This window comes from Nitrospirota bacterium (genome assembly GCA_016212215.1).
Taxonomy (GTDB): domain Bacteria; phylum Nitrospirota; class 9FT-COMBO-42-15; order HDB-SIOI813; family HDB-SIOI813; genus JACRGV01.
In genome coordinates this window covers 1-16261 of the sequence record JACRGV010000040.1, presented here as the reverse complement: position 1 = coordinate 16261, position 16261 = coordinate 1, and the positions used below count along the sequence as shown (strand labels likewise).

The 16261-nt window shown below is 42.1% G+C and carries 16 protein-coding genes; 13 read left to right on the top strand and 3 right to left on the bottom strand.

What is annotated here, in order from left to right; translation table 11 throughout:
• Positions 1-52: 52 nt before the first annotated feature.
• The 3 genes from HZA08_03850 to HZA08_03840 all read right to left on the bottom strand — a co-directional run bounded on the left by HZA08_03850 (position 53) and on the right by HZA08_03840 (position 4793).
• Positions 53-1318, bottom strand: a complete 1266-nt coding sequence (locus HZA08_03850; protein ID MBI5192563.1) for a cbb3-type cytochrome c oxidase subunit I — start codon at positions 1316-1318, stop codon at positions 53-55.
• Positions 1319-1362: 44 nt separating this feature from the next.
• Positions 1363-1944, bottom strand: a complete 582-nt coding sequence (locus tag HZA08_03845) for a cytochrome C oxidase subunit II (protein MBI5192562.1) — start codon at positions 1942-1944, stop codon at positions 1363-1365.
• 359 nt (positions 1945-2303) lie between these two features.
• Entirely contained in the window at positions 2304-4793 is a 2490-nt protein-coding gene (locus tag HZA08_03840; protein ID MBI5192561.1) for an NAD(P)/FAD-dependent oxidoreductase, read from the bottom strand.
• A gap of 418 nt (positions 4794-5211) precedes the next feature.
• Here HZA08_03840 and HZA08_03835 point away from each other — a divergent pair, with 418 nt between their 5' ends.
• From HZA08_03835 to HZA08_03775, 13 genes are all read left to right on the top strand, one after another.
• Positions 5212-7752 carry a DNA adenine methylase gene (locus HZA08_03835; GenBank protein MBI5192560.1) on the top strand — a complete coding sequence of 847 codons (2541 nt, stop codon included), beginning with the start codon at positions 5212-5214 and terminating at the stop codon, positions 7750-7752.
• Between the two features lie 225 nt (positions 7753-7977).
• Positions 7978-8169 carry a MerR family transcriptional regulator gene (locus HZA08_03830; GenBank protein ID MBI5192559.1) on the top strand — a complete coding sequence of 64 codons (192 nt, stop codon included), beginning with the start codon at positions 7978-7980 and terminating at the stop codon, positions 8167-8169.
• 5 nt (positions 8170-8174) lie between these two features.
• Positions 8175-9248 (top strand): type IV pilus assembly protein PilM, encoded by a 1074-nt coding sequence (pilM, locus tag HZA08_03825; GenBank protein ID MBI5192558.1) that lies wholly within the window; start codon positions 8175-8177, stop codon positions 9246-9248.
• Positions 9245-9805, top strand: coding sequence for a PilN domain-containing protein (locus tag HZA08_03820; GenBank protein ID MBI5192557.1), 561 nt, complete (start codon positions 9245-9247; stop codon positions 9803-9805). The genes pilM and HZA08_03820 overlap by 4 nt, the downstream gene beginning before the upstream one ends.
• A gap of 32 nt (positions 9806-9837) precedes the next feature.
• The gene (gene pilO, locus HZA08_03815; GenBank protein MBI5192556.1) at positions 9838-10443 is read left to right on the top strand and encodes a type 4a pilus biogenesis protein PilO; all 606 of its coding nucleotides are present in this window, start codon (positions 9838-9840) and stop codon (positions 10441-10443) included.
• Between the two features lie 8 nt (positions 10444-10451).
• Complete coding sequence (locus HZA08_03810; protein ID MBI5192555.1) at positions 10452-10976, top strand: pilus assembly protein PilP; 525 nt, start codon at positions 10452-10454, stop codon at positions 10974-10976.
• A complete protein-coding gene (gene pilQ, locus HZA08_03805; protein MBI5192554.1) occupies positions 10973-12835 on the top strand; it encodes a type IV pilus secretin PilQ in 1863 nt (620 codons plus the stop codon). Before HZA08_03810 ends, pilQ begins: the two co-directional genes overlap by 4 nt.
• Positions 12836-12843: 8 nt before the next feature.
• Positions 12844-14007 (top strand): chorismate synthase, encoded by a 1164-nt coding sequence (gene aroC / locus HZA08_03800; protein MBI5192553.1) that lies wholly within the window; start codon positions 12844-12846, stop codon positions 14005-14007.
• Between the two features lie 175 nt (positions 14008-14182).
• Positions 14183-14659: a shikimate kinase gene (locus HZA08_03795; protein MBI5192552.1), complete on the top strand. Its 477-nt coding sequence runs from the start codon at positions 14183-14185 to the stop codon at positions 14657-14659.
• A gap of 146 nt (positions 14660-14805) precedes the next feature.
• Positions 14806-15300 (top strand): hypothetical protein, encoded by a 495-nt coding sequence (locus tag HZA08_03790; GenBank protein MBI5192551.1) that lies wholly within the window; start codon positions 14806-14808, stop codon positions 15298-15300.
• A complete protein-coding gene (locus HZA08_03785; protein MBI5192550.1) occupies positions 15300-15590 on the top strand; it encodes a hypothetical protein in 291 nt (96 codons plus the stop codon). Before HZA08_03790 ends, HZA08_03785 begins: the two co-directional genes overlap by 1 nt.
• Before the next feature lie 94 nt (positions 15591-15684).
• A complete protein-coding gene (locus HZA08_03780) occupies positions 15685-15837 on the top strand; it encodes a hypothetical protein (protein MBI5192549.1) in 153 nt (50 codons plus the stop codon).
• Positions 15838-15954: 117 nt separating this feature from the next.
• Positions 15955-16188 (top strand): addiction module protein, encoded by a 234-nt coding sequence (locus HZA08_03775; GenBank protein ID MBI5192548.1) that lies wholly within the window; start codon positions 15955-15957, stop codon positions 16186-16188.
• Positions 16189-16261 lie beyond the last annotated feature (73 nt).

Below are 16261 nucleotides of genomic sequence, written 5' to 3'. Positions count from 1 at the left end.
GGCTAATCACATGAGCAGTGAGTCCATACTATATTTGTGTGAAGAACTTAATTCAACAGAAACAGTATTTCCGGGCACAAATCTGCGACTGGTTTACGAACTGGTATCTTAACAAATTCCACGAGGTCAGGAGGTCTGTATGTAAAATCCTGTTCATACCAAGGTCTGCCTGTATAATCCCGGCAGGCACGCCCAGTGAAAATCCGAAGATACCGCCGAGCAGGAATTTCAACTGCGGTGTCATCTTTAATGGACGGGCCGACCACAATGTCTTTAGAGTAATAAACACGGCAATACCCATTGTAACAAGTTCAAATGCAGTTACCATTTCACCTGAGATAATCTTCATGATAGTCGGCTGGGCCTGGTCAGACAAGAGATGATGTGCCCACACATTCCATGAGACCACAAGTTCAACAAGCAGTGCTGCTCTGGCAATGTTACGCATGAACAATTCCTTACCGGAGATGATGGTTGCCAATAGATACCATGTCCCTGCTACATAGATCAGCACCAATCCATCTGCAATCAGGTCAAGCCCCCACCAGTATATATTTTTATAAAGCAATGCATCAAACCAGTTTGTAGGGAGGGTAGTACCTGATAAGGAATATATGGCGTAGTATAAGAAGATCAGGGAAATCCCGCCAAGGACAAAGGCATCCAGTACGGTGTCAATGGTCCCTCTGAAGATTGCCACAATCGGTAAAGGCATCAGAGGTTCTTTTTCAACACCCTTCCTGAATATCCTGCGGTAAAGATTTATAAAACCGTCTATTCCAAGTGCAGATAATAGCAACGGGCCGATAGGTTTCTTCTCTTCCCTTTGATGGAAGACTGTTGCAAAGATGTTATAGCAAAATGCTAATACGCCGGCCATAAGGATAGTGTTTCCCACGGCAAAGGTAGCAAGACCTAATGGGGAGAATTCTTTGGATACAGGAAGCGGCCAGTAGTTTGTGTATAGGGCAGAGAACCGGAAGACAAAGGCGCTTATCCAGATAATGCCGACACCGACTGACATTAGTATCCAAGTCCATTCAGCGAGCCTGTGGCTATAGAGGGACTTTTTCAAAACTGTAGGCACAAGAAAATAAAATGCCCCGAATGCAAGCATGAAACTGCTCCCGAATATGCCCACCATGGGATGGGCCTCCATTACGGCAAAGTAGTGTGGGGTTGTCATCAAATCATAATTTATCTGATGTCCCCGCATTATTATGCCTTCGAGGATGGCCAGACCATAAAATAATAATGATACGACTGCAAAACGAAGGGATAATCTTTGTAAAGGGGTTAACTGATCTACCTGTAACATTTCTTCTCCTTAAATATGATGCTATGTTTCAGCATTGTTGTTGTTTACATAGTACGGTTATTCTGAGCTACGGCCGGCTCAGGCAGAACGGTTACTACATTCTTTGCCAAAAGGTCTGCACCCCTTGGGCCGGAGTATTCAGTAGACCGGACAGAGAAATTACCGGGCTTGTCGAATTTCCACACCAGATCATTCTTTTGCCCCGGAACTACCTGCATCTGGAATACCATTGTCCCATCATCCCTGAATAGCCCGAACCCATAAGTTAAATCCTTTGATTCAACATTGAACCGTACCGTATCACCCTTCTGGATGACCATCTGTTTTTCAGGGAGTTTATATTCATAATTAGCCATTGCGATATCGAATTGTTTGTCAACCTTGATGGAATTTCTGCTGATGTCCCACTTAACCCATGGGATTTTATGGTATGTATACAAATGGAGACCTACACCGACACAAACTAGGAGTGTCAACCATGCATAAAAGGGGATTGTAAACCCGGGGCTAATCTTCTTTTTTGCTGTAAGCCCTAGTGTAAACATTCCTATTAATGAAAAGACGATAGCCACATAGATTACATAAACTACCTTTAACAAACTAAAGACATCAATTGAATCAATCATTTTATTCTCCTCCTATTTTTTGTTAAATATTAAGGAGTATATTTTCAAGAGTCGTACCAGATTATTTAAATGAAACCAGTGCGTTATGTTCATAGATATAACTATTTGAATTAAATAGGATATTGATGTCCGATTTGAAATTATTGCCGATATACACCGAATGAGCGAAGATTAATAGCACGACAATAATGTAGTTTAAGTGTATGATAGCCTACAATTTTGATGCTACAATTATGTTGGGTGTAAGTCCTGACCCCCTCCTGTCTTTTCAATTTGGGGAGGGGGGATTTGTGGTTTGTTCTTGTTTCTTACTTCTTGCTTCTAACTTCAGTCTTCAGCCTTCAGTCTATCTACCTCTCCTAACTCCTGCTCCCCGCCATTGCCGCTGCCCATGGATCCTTATATGCTGACACAACCTCATTAATCCTCTTTCTCAAACGGTCTGCAATCCCAAGGCTGTCCGCAATCACTACCTCTTTTATGTGGTCTATTCCAACCCGCTCCACAAACTGGCTTGTACGTTCCATCCATCTTGCGTTTTCACGGTAGTGCTGGAGAAAGATTCCTGTAATATCTATGACCTCTTCTATTGTATCTACGACTGTCAGAAGGTCGGCGATTCTGACCTTAACCCCGCCGTTTCCACCGACATAAATCTCCCACCCTGTTTGTATTCCAACTACTCCTATATCTTTGATGGTTGTCTCTGAACAGTTCCTGGGACAGCCGGAGACTGCCATTTTAATCTTACCGGGGCAGGGTATACCCTGATAGAGTTTTTCCATCCTGATACCGAGTGCAATGGAATCCTGAACACCATACCTGCACAGTGTTTCACCGACACAGGTCTTGACGGTTCTGACCGCCTTTGTGTAGGCGTGGCCTGATGGATAGCCGAGGTCAGCCCAGACGGATGGGAGAAGTTCTCCTTTGATTCCGAGTAAATCTATCCTCTGCCCCCCGGTAATCTTGACCATCGGGACTTCATATTTATCTGCCACATCAGCAATCCGGCGTAACTGATCCGGTGTGGTAACACCTCCGTACATACGCGGTACTACTGAGAATGTGCCGTCCTTTTGAATATTTGCATTGAAACGGTCATTTTCAACAAGGGCGTCTTCTTCCTTTTTATAGTTATCAGGAAAAATCTCCTGAAGCATATAATTAATCCCGGGTTTACAACTTGAACATCCAACGCCATTACCAAGTACCCTAAGCACCTCGCTTACAGATTTGAGAGAGGCTGTAATAACATTTTTACGAATATCTTCCCATGTCATCGGTATACAGTCACAGAATACCTTTTGTATATCCTGTCTTACATATTCACCACCAAGTGTATCCTGAAGAATCTGCTCTATCTGAGGGGCGCATCCTTTACACGAGGTGCATGCTGTTGTTTTTTCAGACACCTCTTTTAGACTTGTGAGACCATACTCCTCTATTGCCTTTACAATAGTCCCCTTGGTTATACCCTTACAGCCGCAGATGGTTGTGCTGTCAGGCATTGAGGCGACTGATTTTATTGCCCGTGTCTCACCGGTCAGTAGTGTCTTTCTTTGTAAAGAAATATCCTCCTTATTCTGAAGCAATTCCGAATACCTGTTGTACCCGTCAATGTCCCCTAAAAGGATTGAACCTACCAGCCTCCCGCCTGATACCACGAGTTTCTTATATACTGATACAGCAGGGTCACTGTAGACTATCTCTTCACAACCTGTACCGCCTTTAAAATTACCCATAGATACTAAAGGTATCCCTGCAACCTTCAGCCTTGTTGCAGTGACTGACCCCTCATATTGCACAGAATAATTACCGGCAATCGCATCTGCCGCGGCCCTTGCCTGTTCCATCAGAGGGGCAACAATACCATACAATTTTCCACGGTGTTCCACACATTCACCTACTGAGAAAATGTTCTTAATATCAGTCTCCATATAGTCATTTACAATAATCCCCTTGTTTGTTTTTATGCCTGCATCTTTGGCAAGCACGGTGTTCGGGCGTATGCCTGCGGCAATTACAATCATATCTGCCTCATAAGCCCTGCCATTGTTGAAGCGTATGCCCTCCAGTCTGTTGTCATGAACTATGACCTCTTCTGCACAATGGCTGAGAAGGGTATGGATACCCATCCTGCTCAGTTCCTTCCTAAGGATTTCCGCACCTTGCAGATCAAGCTGCATCTCCATCAGCCTGTCCATCAGGTGGACTATTGTTACATCAACACCCTGGCTTACCAGTCCCACAGCCGCCTCAATACCAAGCAGCCCTCCGCCGACTACTATAGCCTTACGGCTCTTCTTAGCCCACTGTAGCATGGCTGTTGTGTCATCGAGGGTTCGGAAGGTAAAGACGCCCTCAATCAATTCCCTCCCCTTCAAGGGGAGGGGCAGGGTGGGGATGGAGTTATTTTTAGATGAATCTTTTAATCTCCCCTCCCCTTGCGGGAGGGGATTAAGGGGAGGGGAGGCTTGCTCCACCCAAATTCCTTTAACCGGCGGTATAAATGGAACACTACCTGTCGCTATCAGCAGTTTATCAAAATAGAATTTCACGCTGTTGCTTGCAATCAAAGTCTTTTCTTTAACATCAATTTTTGATACCGAGACCCCGCTATGTAAAGTAATGCCATTCTTTTCATACCATTCACGACTATTGAGTATAATCTCTTCCTCCAGCATCTCTCCTGCAAGAACAGAAGATAGGAGCACTCGGTTGTAATTAACATGAGGTTCGTTTCCAAAGATTGTTATTTCCATATCCTGCCTCTTTGTCAGAACCTGTTCAACCGTTGCAACACCTGCCATACCGTTTCCTATGACTATAAGCCGTTCTTTATCCATTAAATACCCCTTTCTATAGAATATATATTTCAAAAGGCTTGCCAAGTTGTTTATGAATATGTAACTTATTGAAATAATTGGATAAAGGCCCGATTTAGGTAAATATAATAAATTTTTAGTGAAAATAAACGGAACAAATATGTATTATTAACTACAATATTGGAACGCCATTTATCCCTTATTCATCCGAAAATAACCCCATCCCCACCCTAACCCTCCCCTTGAAGGGGAGGGAATAAACTTAGCCCCCTCTCCCTCAGGGAGAGGGTTAGGGTGGGGATGGGGTTATTTTCGGATGAACCCTCATGAGCGGGGCGCTCACAAAGGGGCATGAAAATCAGCGGGACAAGAAAGTCCCGCCTATCCTCGTAGATATGGATAGGCGGGGTTTTCTTACCCCGCCGGAAGGGATTTTCGGATGAAAAGGAATAGATTGACTGTAGAACGTGGTAAAGGTTCTCCTTCCTCCTTAGTTAAACAACAGAAACATATAGAACGCCAGATCCCGCCTCTTGCACACACTGCCATTTATCTATGGCATAAATACTGGTCAAGAAAGACATGGAATGTAGTGGGAGAGTTTATAAGGACATATTGCCCGGAAGGGGGTATCGTATTTGACCCATTTGCAGGCAGCGGCATCACTGCTATGGAGGCATTGAAAAACGGCCGCAGGGCGATTGTATCTGACCTTAGCCCGATTTCAACAGAGATTATCCGCCTCACAATAAAGCCTGTTAATGAAGAGTCCCTTTATGAGGCATTCAAGAGGGTAGAGGAAAAGGTAAAGGACAAGATTGAAAATCTCTACCTTACTGTATGCCGGAAGTGTAAAAAGGAGATTGTTTATGACTGTGCGATTTGGCAGGGTAATGCATGCAGGGAAATCAGGTATCAATCGTGTCCACACTGTGGAGACAGGCAGGAAAAAAACTGCAAACTTGTGCGGTATGATAAAGACTTGCTCGAAAGGATAGAAAAAAAGAAGATTAAGGAATGGTATCCGGCAAACCCGCTCTATTATCCGGATGGCATGCCTTTTAAAGAGAAACAAAAATACGAATCAGTTGATGAGTTATTTACCAAGAGGAATCTTCAGGCCCTTGCATGGCTTATGGAGGCCATAGAAGCAGAGCCGAACAGGGGTTTGAGGGATTTCTTAAAGATAGGGTTTTCTTCGATGAGTCATCTCTGTTCAAAGATGAATCCGATCTCTGAGGCAGGACATTTTACACCCTATAGTTCAGCATGGACACAGCACAGCTACTGGTATCCGTCAGGTTTTTATATGGAACAAAATGTGTGGAACAAGTTTGATAGTGCCATTAATGGTCATCAGGGGCTATTAAAGGCGAAGGCTGAATCCAATAAATACTTTAATAATATAAAGATTGCATCTTCTTATGAGCAGGTAATCACAGGGAAGGCGGATGTTTTCATTTATAATGGTTCATGTCTTGATCTGATGCAGGAGATGCCTGATGGATCTGTTGATTATATATTTACTGACCCTCCTTATGATGCAGCCATTCAATTCGGCGAGCTTACTTATATGTGGGCAGCGTGGCTAAAGAGGAATGGTGATTATCTAAATGATATGGTTTCAAGTGAGATTATCAGGAATGAACGTCAGCATAAGGATTTCAGCGTCTATCACTCACTGCTTTCATCAAGTTTCCAGAAGATGTTTAAGATATTACGCAATGGGCGTTATCTTACTGTTACATTCCATAACCCCACATTCAAAGTTCGTAATTCAACAATAAGGGCGGGTGTATTTGCCGGTTTTGAATTTCAGAAGATACACCATCAGGAGCTTGCAAGGCCGTCTGCAAAATCACTGCTCCATCCTTTTGGTTCTGCTCAGGGGGATTTTTATTTAAGGTTTTGTAAACTTTATGACCACCCTTCTGTAATCCAGCCTGATGAAATAGACGAGGTCAGATTTGAAAATATCGTGACGGATACAACAATAGCACTGCTTGCCGAAAGGGCGGAGCCTACCCCGTATACGATTATTATAAATTATATAGACCCTGTGCTTGCAAGGAACGGTTTCTTTGGAAGTCTCCGTACAGGGCTTGATATTAATACTGTACTGAAAAGACATCTTGACAGAGAATTTATATTATTGCCTGCAAAAGTAGGCGGTGCTGAGGGTATGTTATGGTGGTTTAAAGACACTGCGATTGTCCCAAGACTTAATGAGATTCCTTTGACAGAAAGGGTAGAGCAGACAGTCTACAGAAAGCTTAATCAGAAAGGGAAAGTGACATTTACAGAGATGTGGGATTCCGTCAGCACGGAGTTTCCAAACTCCCTCACATCGGATTCTACGAGTATTAAAGATGCCCTGAAGATATATGCAAGAGAGGTCTCCGGAGGATACTGGCTCTTAAAGCCTGAGATTCAACAGCGTGTAAAACAGCACAATGAAATGCTTACGATTATTGCATTAATAGGCAAAAAACAAGGGTACGATATATGGATAGGTAAGCGGGAACAGCATGAGAATGACAGCGGGCCTGCTGCAAAAGGTAAGCCCCTTAGGGAATATATGACTGTTAAGAAGTTGAAGGTTAATAATGCAGTAAATCAGGAGACGATCGAGAACATTGACCTTCTATGGATAAAGGGGCAGGAGATTAAGGCGGTATTTGAGGTTGAATCAATCACTGACATGACAGGCGCCTTACTGCGGGGGGCAAATGTAAATAAAGATGTTGATAAGTTCATGGTACTGCCGGAGGAACGTGATGCCCAGTTTATCAGGAAGATGACATCGCCGTTATTCAAGGAACATTTTGAGAATGAGACATGGAGATTACTATATTTTGACACACTTAGAATTGAATTCTTTAAACAAAAATCAGATGTTGATATCTTTACTATTGTAGATAAAAAGACAGGGTCATCAAGAGGAAAGGATTTTACAGATACTCAGGAGAGTCTGTTTTGAACTGTCCCCCCCTTTAGAAAAGGGCGCTGGGAATAAGTGCCTAATTCTTTTCAGCCAGAGCTACCGTTAAAAGATATATGAGTATGGAAGTAAAGGTCTTTGCAAAGGCAGTATAATATTTATATTATTACATTAAACGTATTGACTCCATTAAATATATTAAGTATATTAACTATAGTTAATATATATCCGATGAAATAGTATTAACACCTTCTAATCCCGCGCATGAAAAAAAACAAAAAATACAATACACAGGAAGTCTGTGAGATATTTGATATTTCAAAGGCTACACTTTTCAGGTGGGAGAGTGAGGGACAAATTACCAATGTTATGAGAGACTGGAGAAACTGGCGTATATATAGTGACGAGAATCTTGCAGAGATAAAAAACATTATTAAATCAAAGGGAAAAAGATAAAGTATATGTTTTTTCGTAAGAAATCCGAAATAATCGGGCTTGATATAGGATCGAGTTCAATAAAGGTCATCCAGATTGAGGATGAAGACGGTCAGTTCAGGCTGTCAAAATTCGGGATGTGCTCACTGGAACCTGAGATGATAGTAGACGGCACTATTATGGACTCGGTGCGATGCGTGGAGGCTCTACAGGGTTTATTAAAGGAACAGGCAATAACTGCAAAGGATGCTGTAATATCATTATCAGGACATGCGGTTATTGTTAAAAGGGTCAGCCTTCCGCAGATGACTGAAGATGAACTGGCAGAATCCATAAAATGGGAGGCAGAACAATATATCCCGTTTGATATTAATGATGTTGATATTGACTTTCAGATACTTAACAGCTTTGTTGACCCTGATGGAAAACCGCAGATTGATGTGTTACTTGCCGCTGTTAAGAAGGACAAACTAACTGAGTACACCTCCCTTGTTATTGAGGCTGGCCTTAAACCGGTTATAGTGGACATTGACTCATTTGCCCTTGAGAATATGTATGAGATTAATTATGCAGGTAAAGGGGAGCGTAAAGAGGCTGAGACTGTTGCATTAATAAACATCGGGGCAAGTATTACAAACATAAATATACTTCAAAAGGGGATGTTTGCGTTTATGCGTGATGTCTCTATCGGCGGCAACAGATATACGGAATCCATTCAAAAAGAGCTTGGCCTGTCTTATGAGGATGCAGAAAAGGCAAAGCGTGGAGAAAATGTTGAAGGGGCTGATTCATTTGCAGTAGACACAATTATTGAAAACGTGTCCACAGAAATCGTAAGTGAGATAACGAGGTCATTCGGTTATTTCAAGACATCATCCGGCAGTGAGAACATTGATAAACTTATGCTGAGCGGCGGTTCGTCAAGGATGAAAAATTTAAATACATTTTTGCAGGAACACCTCGGTATTCCAATAGAGCAGGTCAATCCATTCAAACATATTAATATCCCGGCGGAAATGGACAGTAACTTTATTGCTGAGGCGGCTCCGCTTGCAGCAGTAGCAGTGGGATTAGGCATACGCAGGTTAAATGACAGATGATTAAAATAAACCTTCTTCCGGGAAAAAAGGTAAAGAAACCCTTCACAATAAAGGTAGGGTTTAAACCTGACATAACTGTAATATTAATTGCAGTAGTTGTTGTTTTACTCATCGAAGGGGGAGTCTGGTACAGGCTCAACAGCAGTATTACAACTCTTATAAAAGACAAACAGACACTTGAGGTAAAACTTAATGGTCTGAAGGAAAAGGTCAAAGAGGTAGAGAACTTCGAGAAGGATAAAAAGTCTTATGAGGAAAAGATTGCGATAATAGAAAAGCTGAAAAAGACCCAAAAAGGCCCTGTTCATATACTTGATGAAATCAGTAGTATGCTGCCGGATAGGGTCTGGTTAATTTCTCTTAAAGAGGGAGAAGGCGGCATGAATCTTACAGGTGCCGGAATGACGAATGATGACATAGTAAAGTATGTTAATAATCTGAAGGGTTCAGGAATATTTACAAACGTACAGCTTATAGAGTCGCGACAGATAACAGAGTCGAATGTGCCTGTGTATAGTTTTAGTTTAACTTTTAATGTTAATCTAGAAACAATTTAAATAGATTCAATATAAAAAGAAATGATATAAAAATGGATCTTAGTTCACTCGAAAATATGCCTCGTTTTCAGAAGATTCTTTTAATAATACTTTTGTTTGTAATTATTGTAGGCGGGTTTATATACTTTATCGTGATGCCCAAAAAGGGACAGATTGACATTCTGAGCAATAATGTTGATGACCTGAACCGGCAGATAACCATCAATGAGGTTAAATTAAGGAGGCTTGACCGGCTTAAAGTTGAGAATCAGATTTTACAGGCAAGACTGAAGGAGTTACAGGCACAACTGCCTGCTGAACAGGAGGTCTCAAATCTCCTGAAACAGATCTCCGACCTGAGCGTTGAATCAGGCCTTGAAGTTAAATTATGGAAACCAGGGCCACGGAAAGATGATGCATCAGGGCTGTATGTAGTAATCCCTGTAGATGTCGAGTTATCAGGCGGTTATCATGAGTTGGGGACATTCTTCGACAGGGTCAGCAAACTGCCGCGGATAGTGAATATAAGCAATGTAAGTATGGAGGGGGTGAAAGTCACCGCAGGGAAGGCCGCCATACAGAATAAATTTATTGCTACAACGTTTGCTGTTGTTGATAAGGAAAAGACAGATAAGGGAAAAACAGCAGTTATAAAATGAGGGGAAAATTGGGAGTAATCGTAATATTGATTTTACTGCTGACTTTAAACGGCTGTTCTGAACAGGCAGGAAAACCGCCTGTGCAACAACCTAAACAGCGTTCAGGCAATGTCTCAAATCAGCCTCTCCCTGCTCAACCGGAGAATCCGCTTCTTTCGCCTGCAGGAACAGATACTAAGGAGGCTTATAGTTATCATAACCGCGGCAGGAGAGATCCTTTTAAATCTCTTCTATATGGCATCAAAGAAAAAAAGAAAGCAGGGTTGACGCCGCTCCAGCAGAGGAGCCTGAGTGAACTCAGGGTGATAGGTATTGTATGGGGCCAGCAAGGTTACATTGCAATGATAGAGACCCCTGATGGAAAGGGATTTGTGATAAAGGAAGGTACATTGGTCGGGCCGGACAACGGGGTTGTTAAGAAGATTACAGGTGACTCTGTAATAATTGAAGAAAGTTATACGGATTATTATGGAAAAAATGTTTCTAAAAAGACTGTCTTGGGTCTCCGCAGCAGAGAGGAGAGTGGTGGATGAATATGTCTGATGTCGGATTTAAAAAGGTGTTCTTTTATATTTTTATTGTCTTAGCTTTGGGATACTTCTCTTCTGGAGATGCATTGTCTTTAATCGGGACTGCTGATACCGGATTAAAGGATCAGCAAGAAATATCCGGTCCGGACAATATCAATTTTATAAGAGATATTAAGGTTGTTTCATCGCAGGGTAAGACAGAACTGATTGTAACAGCAGACAGGCCATTTGATGCAGAGACATCAATTGTAGAAAATAAGAAGCTTGTAATTGATGTAAAGAATGTCAATCATTCCATTATCTCTCAGAACATGCCTGTAGATGATAACAAGTTAATATCACAGATCAGGGTAGGCAAATCTAACCCGCCTGAACATAAAGTTAGAATAGTTGCTGACCTTAAAGAACAGGTGACATACAATGTTAATAAGGGAGAAAAGACTTTTTCTGTCAGCATGATTTCAAAAAATCCCCCTGCTGTTGCCGCACCTCCTACTGTTACAAAAGTTGCGGCAGTTGTTACGCTGCCGGCATCAGTTCCTTTACCACCGGCAACTAATCTACCTGTTCCAGCGGCTGCTCCTGTTAAGGCTCAACCACCGGTACAACCTCCATCTTCGTCTGCAACTCCATCAAGATTTACGGGTAAGAAGGTATCACTCGATTTTCAGGATGCAGATATTATAAATGTTCTTAGGCTCTTATCTGAGGTAAGCAAACTCAACATGGTAATCGGTGAGAATGTGAAGGGAAAGCTTACAATCAGGATGTCTGAGGTACCATGGGACCAAGCCCTTGATGTTGTATTAAAATTAAAGGGCCTTGGGAAGGTATATGAAGACAATGTCCTTCGTATTGACACACTGACAAACATAGCACAGGGGCAGGATGAAGAGACAAGGGCAAAGGAGGCAATGGTCAGGTCAGAGGACATGGAGACTAAGATCGTCCCGGTCAATTATGCAAAGGCAAAGGATATCCTCGATTCTGTAAAAAGGAGTCTCAGCCCAAGGGGAGACGTAACGGTTGATGAGCGTACGAATACCCTTATTATTAAAGATATTAAAAACAGGCATGAAGAGATATTGAAATTCCTGAAGATGCTTGACACCCCTACTCCTCAGGTATTGATTGAGGCGAGGATCGTACAGGCAGACTCAAACTTTGCAAGGGACATCGGTATTCAGTGGGGTGTAGCTCATAATTCTAATCCAGGTACTTTCGATATAGGCATTATCTCCGGACCATCCGGCTCAACTATAGGTTTACCTGCCACCGGTTTTGCAGTTAATCTGCCTGCTGTAGGTCTTGCAGGACCAAAAGGTAATCTTGGGTTTACTGTCGGTAAATCGGATTCTCTTAACCTTGATATAAGATTGTCTGCCGGTGAATCACAAGGTTTAACTAAGGTTTTATCAGCACCAAAGATTGCAACTATGGACAACAAAGAGGCAACGATACAACAGGGTGAAGCAATTCCTTATAAAACTTTATCACAGGAAGGGACAAAGACAGAATTTATTGATGCTACTATGACACTGAAAGTTACACCAAAAGTAACCCCTGACGGCCACATTGCAATGAGCATTAAAATATCAAAAAACAGGCAGGGTTCTTTAGTAGTTGAGGGAACTCCGAGTATAAACAAGAAAGAGGCCATTACTGAGGTTCTGGTGAAAGATGGAGAGACTACAGTAATCGGCGGAATATTTGAAAGCACTGATGTGGATAATGTCGGCGGGGTACCATTATTGTATCGTATCCCGCTTCTGGGATGGCTATTCAGAAACACACAGAAGTCAAACATCAAGAGTGAACTCCTGATATTCATCACACCTAAAATTATTCCTGTTTCTATCTGAGGTATTAGATGATTAGATTTCTTACAGCCGGCGAATCCCACGGGCAGCTCCTGATGGGGATAATAGAAGGTATCCCATCAGGCTTGGACCTGACTGCGGATGATATAAATAAAGACCTTAGCCGCAGACAGATGGGTTATGGACGCGGCGGCAGGATGCGGATTGAGAAGGATTCAGTTGAAATTACATGCGGTGTTAGATGGGGAAAGACACTTGGAAGCCCTGTTGGATTGTTGATAAAAAACAGGGACTGGGTAAACTGGTCTGAGAAGATGTCTCCTGACCCAACATCAGCCGGTTCTATGAACGCTGAAACAAAACCAAGACCCGGACATGCCGACCTCCAGGGAATTATAAAATACTCTCACAGTGATACACGAAATGTGCTTGAGAGGGCAAGTGCAAGAGAGACAGCCATGAGGGTTGCAATAGGGGGGGTTGCAAAAAAGTTTCTTAATTTATTCGGGATAGACATAATAAGTCATGTGGTAGAGCTTGGAAACATAAAGATAAAACCAAAAGACTTGCCTCCAAATGCTATCATGAAAATAGCAGAAAGTTCTGAACTCAGGTGCATTGATAAAAAGGCTGAGACACAGATGAAAAAGCTGATTGACAATGCCAGAAAAAAGGGAGATTCAGTTGGAGGGATTTTCGAGGTTATCATAACAAATCCACCGGTTGGGCTTGGAAGTTATTCCCAATGGGACAAACGGATAAATGCAAGGCTGGCCTATTCATTGATGAGTATACAGGCAATTAAAGGTGTTGAGGTAGGGCTTGGTTTTGATTCAGCAAGGACGCCTGGCTCCGAAGTTCATGACCCCATATATTATGATAAAAAGGCTGAAAGATTTTACAGAAAGACCAACCGGGCAGGAGGCATAGAGGGCGGAATTACAAACGGGGAAAATATAATTCTCAGGGCAGCCATGAAACCGATTGCAACGCTCTATGCACCCCTTGAATCAGTAGACATAAAAACAAAAAAACCTTTTAAGGCATCAATCGAACGCTCAGATATATGCGCCGTTCCTGCCGCAAGCGTAGTAGGAGAGGCAATGACAGCAATAGAGATGGCCAATGCAATCCTTGAAAAATTCGGCGGGGATTCAGTAGAAGAAGTGAAGAGGAATTATCTGGCGTATATGGAGTATGTGAAGAAAGTATAGGTAAGAAACCAGGCTGAAGGCTGAAGGTAGAAGCAAGAAGTGAGAGGTAAGAAGTTAGAAAAGAAAGATTCCTCCCCTTCAAGGGGAGAGTAATCAATATTTCCCCCCTCCCTTGACGGGAGGGGAGAAGAGGAAGGGAATTTTTTTGAGGAAAAACATCGTCTTAGTCGGTATTATGGGAAGCGGAAAAACAGCAGTCGGCAAGCTCCTTGCAAAAAGACTAGGATATGAATTCATTGATACTGATTCGCTGATAGAGAAGAATGAAGGGAAAAGCATATCAGCAATTTTCAGTGAAGATGGCGAGGAAAGGTTCAGGGACCTTGAGGCAAAGACTGTAAGAGAACTCTCCGATCTCCAAGGACACATCATATCAACCGGCGGCGGAATAGTAATTAATAAGGACAACATCGCCAATCTGAAAAAGAACGGCCTTATAATCTGGCTCAAGGCAACCCCTGAGACAATCATCCAAAGGGTAGGCTCACAAACACATCGGCCTTTATTAAACATAGAAGACCCGCTTGAGAAAATAAAAACACTTCTGACCTTCCGTGAACCATTTTATGCAGAGGCGGATTTATCTATTGATACGGATGGGCTTGAATTAGAAGAGATAGTAGAAATTATATTCCATAAATTTTCTTACTAAACGCCTTGCCGGTTGCTCCTATCATTTAATGGGGAATAAAAAGTAATAATTCAAGACCCTCCTCCTCCTCTCCTCCTTTCTAAATTGGGTTGACAAACCTGAGTATAAAACTTGTTAAAAGATTACGATTGTAGTATGTTGTAAACATGCAGATTGTCTTTGATGCATCTACTCTAATACTTCTTGCAAAGGTAGAACTTCTGAGGGAGATAACCAAAGAGGTAAATGTTATTATTCCGGAAAAGGTAAAGACAGAATGTCTTTCCAAAAAAGGCATGGATACGTTGTTGATTTCTGCCCTTATAAACGAAAAAAAGATAGAGACAAAGAGGAGAAAAGATATAAGAGCGGTTAAAAAAATTCAACAAGACTTCAGAATAGATGCCGGAGAGGCAGAAGCCCTCTGGCTTGCCATAATGCTTCAGTGTCCCATTGCTGTAGATGATGGACCAACAATAAAGGCATGCAAAGTGATGGGTCAGAGATTTACTACTGCAATCCATTTTCTTTTGAATTTAACAGCCTTCAATAAATTGGAAGTTCCAATTGCCATTGAAAAGCTCGAAAGACTATCAATCTATGGCCGTTACAGTAAGAGAATAATTGAAGATGCTGCCAAACGTCTGAAAGGAGGAAACTGATGGGTGTTATAAGTATGAGACTAAAAGATAGAGACATTGAAAGACTTGAAGAACTCTCAAGAATTGAGCATAAAGATAAATCAACTGTAGCTCGTGAGCTTCTTGAATACGGGTGGGAATTTCTCATGTTCAAATATTACAGGGATGGCAAACTTTCACTGGAAGCCCTTGCCGGGAAGCTTGATATTTCTATAAGTGAGGCAATAGACCATCTGGCAGAACTCGGAATTGAATCTCCGATAGAGTTTGAGGATTATCTGAAAGGGTTTGAGGTATTCAAAGAGCAGTAAACAGATGATGGTATCGAGTTGTTTTTTTGCTGGGAACTTATAATAATAAGACCTGTCCGTTCGCAGTTCTGACCCTTCAAACCTATTTGACGTAATGGTCTGGATAGATATTCAAAACCAGCGGAATAACTGCTATGGAGGATATGGGCCGGGGTTGTATTTTTATGTGCAGGCCAATGATATTGAGATGTTTGCCGGTGAATTGCAGATGGAGTTGGATGCCTTGGGGCTGTATGTTATGGGGTAATGAAACGTGGTAATTCAATGTCTGACGCGCAGCGTTATGCCACGCCAAAAGATATATCTACAACCGGTGAAACATGATATGCTAAAATAAAACAATATTTATGTGGGGGTAAACATGATAAAGACCAATGAACTTTTTGACGAAGCAGTTTCGCTACCAGTCGAGATAAGGGCGCAACTTGTAGATAAACTACTCCGAAGCCTTAATCCCATTCAGAAAGAGATAGACGAATTGTGGGCAGTGCAGGCAGAAAAGAGGGTTGAAGAAATAAAAAGTGGTAAGGTTGTAGGGGATAATTTATTTTGCCCCAAAAAGGATAATTTTGGGACGGCGAAAACAGGAGATGGGTAGACCACTCCCTTTACTTTCTGCTGATTGAGCAGAGTGATATTTATACTGGATAATGATTTTAAAGTGTAGTGTT

Bases quoted from the DNA above. Each gene is read 5' to 3' on its own strand.
- HZA08_03850 (MBI5192563.1), bottom strand. From the start codon at position 1,318: ATGTTACAGGTAGATCAGTTAACCCCTTTACAAAGATTATCCCTTCGT.
- HZA08_03845 (MBI5192562.1), bottom strand. From the start codon at position 1,944: ATGATTGATTCAATTGATGTCTTTAGTTTGTTAAAGGTAGTTTATGTA.
- HZA08_03840 (MBI5192561.1), bottom strand. From the start codon at position 4,793: ATGGATAAAGAACGGCTTATAGTCATAGGAAACGGTATGGCAGGTGTT.
- HZA08_03835 (MBI5192560.1), top strand. From the start codon at position 5,212: ATGAAAAGGAATAGATTGACTGTAGAACGTGGTAAAGGTTCTCCTTCC.
- HZA08_03830 (MBI5192559.1), top strand. From the start codon at position 7,978: ATGAAAAAAAACAAAAAATACAATACACAGGAAGTCTGTGAGATATTT.
- pilM (MBI5192558.1), top strand. From the start codon at position 8,175: ATGTTTTTTCGTAAGAAATCCGAAATAATCGGGCTTGATATAGGATCG.
- HZA08_03820 (MBI5192557.1), top strand. From the start codon at position 9,245: ATGATTAAAATAAACCTTCTTCCGGGAAAAAAGGTAAAGAAACCCTTC.
- pilO (MBI5192556.1), top strand. From the start codon at position 9,838: ATGGATCTTAGTTCACTCGAAAATATGCCTCGTTTTCAGAAGATTCTT.
- pilQ (MBI5192554.1), top strand. From the start codon at position 10,973: ATGAATATGTCTGATGTCGGATTTAAAAAGGTGTTCTTTTATATTTTT.
- aroC (MBI5192553.1), top strand. From the start codon at position 12,844: ATGATTAGATTTCTTACAGCCGGCGAATCCCACGGGCAGCTCCTGATG.
- HZA08_03795 (MBI5192552.1), top strand. From the start codon at position 14,183: ATGGGAAGCGGAAAAACAGCAGTCGGCAAGCTCCTTGCAAAAAGACTA.
- HZA08_03790 (MBI5192551.1), top strand. From the start codon at position 14,806: ATGCAGATTGTCTTTGATGCATCTACTCTAATACTTCTTGCAAAGGTA.
- HZA08_03785 (MBI5192550.1), top strand. From the start codon at position 15,300: ATGGGTGTTATAAGTATGAGACTAAAAGATAGAGACATTGAAAGACTT.
- HZA08_03780 (MBI5192549.1), top strand. From the start codon at position 15,685: ATGGTCTGGATAGATATTCAAAACCAGCGGAATAACTGCTATGGAGGA.